General features: G+C 64.1%; 3 protein-coding genes. All 3 read left to right on the top strand.

Translation table 11 applies throughout. The features are described 5' to 3' along the window. Nucleotides 1-442: 442 nt before the first annotated feature. The 3 genes from TVB01_RS16520 to TVB01_RS16510 all read left to right on the top strand — a co-directional run bounded on the left by TVB01_RS16520 (nt 443) and on the right by TVB01_RS16510 (nt 3,841). Nucleotides 443-1,498, top strand: a complete 1,056-nt coding sequence (locus tag TVB01_RS16520) for a zinc-dependent alcohol dehydrogenase family protein (protein WP_422456989.1) — start codon at nt 443-445, stop codon at nt 1,496-1,498. Nucleotides 1,499-1,574: 76 nt separating this feature from the next. Continuing rightward, nucleotides 1,575-2,213, top strand: a complete 639-nt coding sequence (locus TVB01_RS16515; protein WP_422456988.1) for a TetR/AcrR family transcriptional regulator — start codon at nt 1,575-1,577, stop codon at nt 2,211-2,213. Beyond that, nucleotides 2,210-3,841 carry an MDR family MFS transporter gene (locus tag TVB01_RS16510; RefSeq protein WP_422456987.1) on the top strand — a complete coding sequence of 544 codons (1,632 nt, stop codon included), beginning with the start codon at nt 2,210-2,212 and terminating at the stop codon, nt 3,839-3,841. Before TVB01_RS16515 ends, TVB01_RS16510 begins: the two co-directional genes overlap by 4 nt. Nucleotides 3,842-3,909 lie beyond the last annotated feature (68 nt).

Here is a 3,909-nt window from a genome sequence, read left to right as displayed (position 1 = left end):
GGCGGTGGGGGGACCGCTGATCCTGCTGCCAACACGATCCCTGCGGCAATGACGCAGAGTGATCGCGGGTCTGGCCTTCTCATCTGCGGCATTGTGCCGGTGGGAAGGAAAAGTGTCGAGAGTAGTGCCTCAGGCCTTCGTGGTGCAGGGGCGGGCCCGGCTCCAGTTGCGACGGCAGAGTGTCCTGGGAATCCGCGCGCGCGGAACCGTCCGGACGGGCGCTTCTTTACAGTGCCTAAGCATTTTCCACCTGTTAATGTTTGTGCCGCTTCTGACGGATCCTCAAAGAGAAGCGCTGCGGCGTCCCGGTTTTCAAGCTCAAAAGCCACGCTAGTGCGGATTCCCGGATCCGGACATGGGGAGAACTACCCATGCTCCTGGCTTTCCCTTTCCCGGCTAGGCTGGTAGGCGACGTACAGGCACCAACAGAGGAAGGCTCCCCATGCGCGCCACCATCATCCACGGCCCCGGCGATATCCGTGTCGAGGACCGGGACTATCCCCGGGTCGAGCTTGATTCCGACGCCGTGGTCCAGGTCAGTGCCGCGTGCGTCTGCGGGTCCGATCTGTGGCCGTACCGGGGTGTGCGTGAGACGGGTGAGCCCCGCGCGATTGGCCACGAGTTCATCGGTGTGGTGGAAAGCGTTGGAGCCGGAGTCTCCTCCCTGGCCGTCGGCGATTTCGTTATTGCGCCGTTCACCGGCAACTGCGGCCACTGCCCTGCCTGCCGCGACGGCGTCACAGTGGCGTGCGAGCATCTGGTCAGCTGGGGCAGCAAGGACGAGCACGGCCACTTCGTGCAGGGTGCCCAGGGGGAGGCGGTGCGGGTGCCGAATGCTGAGGCCACTCTGGTCAAGGTTCCGGGCGTCAAGGATCCCGATGACGAACTGCTGGCAGACCTGCTGACGCTTTCGGACGTGATGGGGACGGGGCATCACGCGGCAGTAAGCGCCGGAGTTGGTCCGGGCTCCACGGTGGTTGTCGTGGGGGACGGCGCTGTTGGGCTCTGCGCCGTCCTTGCCGCCAGCCGGCTCGGTGCCGAGCGCATCATTGCCATGTCCCGCCATGAGGACCGGGCGGCGCTCGCCCGGGAATTCGGTGCCACCGACATCGTGGCCGAACGCGGCAAGGACGGGGCAGGCCGGGTCAAGGACCTGCTCGGCGGAGTCCTGGCCGGTGCCGTCCTGGAATGCGTCGGCACGGCCGAGTCCATGGACCAGGCGCTTCGCTGCACCCGGCCCGGCGGGCGGGTTGGGTTTGTGGGCGTTCCCGCGGGCGGCGCCGAACTGCCCATCGGCCTGCTTTTCGCCAAGAACATCACCGTTGGAGGTGGAATGGCTCCGGTCCGGACCTACCTCCCGGAACTCCTGGAAGACGTCCTTGCCGGCACGATCCATCCGGGCCGGGTGTTCGATTCGGTGCTGCCCTTGGAAGAGGCACCGCGGGCGTACGCCCTCATGGATCAGCGGCAGGCTGTCAAGGTCATGCTCAAGCCCTAGCCGGGACGCATGTGATTTCTTGCACTTCTGCAATTTTGCAGTTGTGAAAACTTTCACCGGGTGACAAAGTAGTTCGGTGAGTCAACAACTTTCCCTCCGCGATCGCAAGCGCGCCGAAACCTGGGCAGCGCTGCATGCGGCGGCAGCCCGCCGGGCCATCGAAAACGGGCTGGACTGCGTCAACGTGGAAGTGGTTGCCGACGATGCCGGCGTATCGTCCCGGACGTTCTTCAACTACTTTGCCTGCAAGGAAGACGCGGTCCTCGGACTGCAGGAGCCGTCGGTCAACCCAGAGATGCTCGAGGACTTCGACATCGAAGGGGACCTGCTCAACGAGGTCTGCAAGCTCATGCTCTCCGTCCTCCGCACGATCCAGGGCGGAGATGACTCCAATGACCTGCGGAGCCGCATTTACCAGGCCTACCCGCACCTGCGGCACCGGCGTTACCAGTACATCCTCAAGGTCGAACAGCTGGTCCTTGAAACGGTAACCAGCCAGCTGGCGGAATCACGCCGCTGGAGCGAGCAAGGGGCGGATTCCGGCTGGAGCGGGCACGACGTCGACGACGTTGCCTCCACGATCGTCCTCGCCGCCGGCACCCGCATGCGCCACGTCATGCAGAAAACCTGGTCCAACCCCACCCAAACCGCCCAGTTCCAAGCCCTCGATCAGGGCATGGAACTTCTCAGAGACGTTCTGAAGGAAATCCTATGACCCGACCCGCTGCAGGTGCAGCTCCACAAAGCACAGGGAAAAAACCCAGTCTCGTGCTTGTCTTCACGGCCCTGGTCCTGGCGATGCTCCTCTCGGCGCTCAACCAGACCATCCTGGGTACGGCCCTGCCCACCATCGTCGGCGAGCTCAACGGCGCCAACCTGATGCTCTGGGTCATCACAGCTTTCATCCTCGCCTCGACCGTGATGATGCCTATCTACGGCAAACTCGGCGACCTGATGGGACGCAAGTACCTGCTGGTAGCGGCAATCCTGATCTTCCTGGCAGGGTCCGTTGTCGGTGCGCTGTCCCCGGACATGACGTGGCTGATTATCGCCCGCGTTATCCAGGGCATCGGCGCCGGCGGGCTGATGATCCTTTCCCAGGCCATCATCGCCGACGTCGTACCCGCACGTGAGCGTGGAAAGTACATGGGCTGGATGGGTGGCGTCTTCGCGTTCTCCTCCGTTGTGGGTCCGCTGATCGGCGGCTGGCTGACCGAAGGTCCGGGATGGCGCTGGGCATTCTGGTTCAACATCCCTGTTGGGGTGCTCGCACTGCTGGGGGCACTCTTCTTCCTGAAGCCGCGCGCCATTTCCTCGCGGCCGAAGATCGACCTCTGGGGCATGGTGTTCATTGCCCTTGCCACCACAGGGCTGGTCCTGGTCAGCAGCTGGGGCGGCAGCACCTACGACTGGAACGATCCGCTGATCCTCGGGCTGATCGCGGGCACCGTGCTCGCAGCCGTGATCTTCGTGATGGTGGAACGGCGCACGGCTGAGCCCATCATCCCGATGGAGCTTTTCCGCGACCGGAACTTCAACCTCTCCACCGCCTCCGGCCTGCTCACCTCCGTGGCCATGTTCGGTGCCATCGGCTACCTGCCCACCTACCTGCAGATGGCCACCGGCGCCAGCGCCACGGAAGCGGGCATGCTGATGATCCCCATGATGGGCGCCCTGCTGGTGAGCTCCGTGGTCTCCGGGTCACTGGTCTCCAAGACCGGCCGCTACAAGTGGATGCCGATCGCAGGTTCCGCGGTCATGGTGCTGTCCCTCTTCCTGATGGGCACCATCACGGCAGACTCACCTGTCTGGCAGCTGTGCGTCTACATTGCCATCCTTGGCCTTGGCCTCGGCCTCAACATGCAGATCCTGGTCCTGGTCGTGCAGAACTCGTTCCCCATGCGCCAGGTCGGCACCGCGACGGCAGCCAACAACTACTTCCGCCAGATCGGCGCGACGTTGGGTTCCGCCGTCGTCGGCAGCCTTTTTGCCCACCGGCTGACCGACCTGCTCAGCGAGAACCTCCCTGCCTCCGCTGCCACAGCCACGGGCGGCGGGAACTCCCTGACCCCCAAACTGGTCCACGAGCTGCCCGATGCGATCCAGGGGATCATCATCACTTCCTACAACGACGCCTTGATTCCGCTGTTCCTGTACATGGTGCCCATGGCCGTGCTGGCGACGATCCTGTGCCTGTTCATTAAGGAAAAGCCGCTGGCTACCCGGCTGGAACCCGAAGTCATGCCGGAAGCTATCGGCGAGGGCAACGTCCTGATCAGCACCGAGGACGAGGGCAACGGCCCGAGCACCACGGAGCTCAGGCAGGTCAGCCAGTCGCGCTGACGCACTCCGCTTTTGCTCCACCTTAAAAATCGAGGGGCCAGTGCCGAACAGCAGGCCGAGTGCGTAGG

The organism is Arthrobacter sp. 7Tela_A1 (assembly GCF_049311065.1).
Taxonomy (GTDB): domain Bacteria; phylum Actinomycetota; class Actinomycetes; order Actinomycetales; family Micrococcaceae; genus Arthrobacter_B.
Note: the sequence above shows the minus strand (reverse complement) of the source record. Positions and strands in the feature narration are given on the sequence as shown.

Excerpts from the sequence above, each read along its gene's own strand:
- TVB01_RS16510 (WP_422456987.1), top strand. The coding sequence starts at position 2,210 with ATGACCCGACCCGCTGCAGGTGCAGCTCCACAAAGCACAGGGAAAAAA.
- TVB01_RS16520 (WP_422456989.1), top strand. The coding sequence starts at position 443 with ATGCGCGCCACCATCATCCACGGCCCCGGCGATATCCGTGTCGAGGAC.